This is a genomic window from Vermiculatibacterium agrestimuris, from assembly GCF_943193085.1.
GTDB classification, from domain to species: Bacteria; Bacillota; Clostridia; order Oscillospirales; family Oscillospiraceae; genus Vermiculatibacterium; species Vermiculatibacterium agrestimuris.
The window spans coordinates 1-2,530 of sequence record NZ_CALPCU010000052.1 but is presented as its reverse complement, the minus strand read 5'-3'; the positions used below and the strand labels follow the sequence as shown (position 1 = coordinate 2,530).

Sequence of the window (2,530 nt, the reverse complement as noted above, 5' to 3'; positions counted from 1 at the left end):
CGACCGGGGCTACGCCCCGGCCCAGTGCAACCTGGCCTGGTGCTACGAGATGGGCGAGGGCGTGGAGAAAAACCAGGAAGAGGCCATCAAGTGGTACATGAAAGCCGCTGACCAGGAAGACCCCCGTGCCCTTTGCAACCTGGGTCTGTGCTTTGAGCGGGGAGACGGGGTGGAGAAGAGCCTGGAGCGGGCGGTAGAGCTCTACAAGCTCTCCGCCCAGCAGGGCTATCCCCCCGCCCAGTGTAATCTGGGCTGGTGCTATGAGGCCGGCGAGGGCGTGGAGCAGAGCTGGCCCGACGCCATCAAGTGGTACACCGCCGCCGCCGAGCAGGGCTATCCCCGTGCCCAGTGCAACCTGGGATGGTGCTGCGAGTCCGGCCTGGGCGTGGAGCAGAGCTGGCCCAAGGCGGTAGAGTGGTACGCCAAGGCTGCCGCCCAGGGGGATCCCCGGGCGCTGAACAACCTGGGTTGGTGCTATGAGTACGGCGAGGGCGTGGAGAAGAACATGGCCGAGGCCGTGCGCTGCTATCAGGGGGCCGCGGTGCGGGACTATCCCCCCGCCGTGTGCCGGCTGGGCCTGTGCTACGAAAATGGCGAAGAGGTGGAGCAGAGCTGGGAAAAGGCCGCTGAGCTCTACCTGAAGGCCGCCAATATGGACTATGCCGTGGGCATGTGCAATTACGCCTGGTGCTGTGAGTTCGGCAAGGGCGTGGAGAAGAACCTGCAGGAGGCCCTTAAATGGTTTTCCACTGCCGCGGAAAAGGGCAATCCCAGAGGACTTTGCCGCCTGGGCCTGTTCTATGAGGAGGGCGAGGGAGTAGAGCAGAGCTGGGAGAAGGCCATCGACTATTACACCCAGGCCGCCGAGAAGGGCTATGCCCCCGCCCAGTGTAACCTGGGCTGGTGCTATGAGGCGGGCAAGGGCGTGGAGAAATCCATGGCCGACGCGGTGAAGTGGTACCGGGCCGCCGCGGAGCAGGGCTACCCCCGGGCCCAGACCAACCTGGGCTACCTCTACGAGTCCGGCGACGGGGTAGAGCAGAGCTGGGAGGAGGCCGTCAAGTGGTATCTGGCCGCCGCCGAGCAGGGCTACTCCCGAGCCCAGTGCAACTACGGCTGGTGCTGTGAGGCGGGCAAGGGCGTTCCCCAAAGCTGGGAGGAGGCGGTGAAGTGGTACGCCGCCGCCGCCGAGCGGGGCGATCCCAGAGGCCAGTGCAACCTGGGTTGGTGCTATGAGCGGGGCAAGGGCGTGGAGCAGAGCTGGGAGAAGGCCGCTCTCTGGTACGGCAAGGCCGCCGAGCAGGAGTATCCCAGGGCCATGTGCAACCTGGGCTGGTGCTACGAGCGGGGCCGCGGGGTGGAGCAGGACTACCAGAAGAGCTTCGCCTGGTATGAGAAGGCCGCCCAGCGGGACTATCCCCCCGCCCTGTGCAATCTGGGCGTGTGCTATGAAAACGGCTGGGGCTGCCAGCAGAGCTGGGAAAAGGCCGTGGAGTGCTATCAGAAGGGCGCCGACCTGGGGGACGAGGTAGCCATGTGCAACCTGGGCTGGTGCTATGAAAGCGGCAGCGGCGTGCCGGAGGACAAGGCCAAAGCGGTGGAGTGGTACCGCAAGTCCGCCGAGGCGGGCTACCCCCGGGCCCAGTGTAACCTGGGCTACTGCTACGAGGCGGCCATCGGGGTGGAAAAGTCCATGACCGAGGCCATCTTCTGGTACACCAAGGCCGCGGAGCAGGGCTATCCCCGTGCCCAGTGCAATCTGGCCTACTGCTATGACGAGGGCCTGGGCGTGGAGGTGGACAGGGCGGTGGCCGTCCACTGGTACAGCGAGGCGGCGAAGCAGAACTACCCCCGAGCCCAGTGCAACCTGGGTTATCTCTACGAGATGGGCGAGGGCGTGGAGAAGGATCTGAAGGAGGCGGCCCGGCTCTATCTGCTGGCGGCCCAGGCGGGGGATCCCTTTGCCCAGTGCAACATCGCCTGGTTCTACATAAACGGCACCGGGGTAGAGCAGGACAAGGTGGCGGCGTTCCAGTGGTTCCAGAAGGCCGCCGAGCAGGACAACCTCCGGGGCCTCTATAACATGGGCCTATGCTATGAAAACGGCGACGGCGTGCACAAGGATCGGGTGAAGGCGGTGGAGTGGTACCGCAAGGCCGCCGCCCGGGGCCACGCCGGGGCCTTGTACAGACTGGGCGAGTTTACCGAGCAGGGTCTGGCGGGCCTGGGCCCCGACCTTCCCAAGGCCATGGACTACTACCGCCGGGCGGCGGAAAAGGGCTCCGCCCCCGCCAAGGAGGCGCTGGAGCGGCTGAGCAAGACCGGGTCGTCGGTGGCCGATGGTACGGTGCCGGTGCAGGATGCCCCCGCGGCGCCCAAGGCGCCGGAGAAAAAAGAGGAGGAGCCCAAGAAAAAGGGCGGATTCTTCAAGAAGTTCTTCGGCTGAACAAAGAGAAAAAAGCGGGCCTCCATCACCGTGCCAAGGCGGCTTTCATTGTAGGCGTCCAGCACCCGGGACTGGAGCTCCACC

General features: G+C 65.5%; 1 protein-coding gene. It reads left to right on the top strand.

All coding sequences use genetic code 11. The features are described 5' to 3' along the window. On the top strand, window positions 1–2,446 hold a 2,446-nt coding region (locus NFR87_RS10375; RefSeq protein WP_251449417.1), incomplete at its 5' end, for an SEL1-like repeat protein. Window positions 2,447–2,530 lie beyond the last annotated feature (84 nt).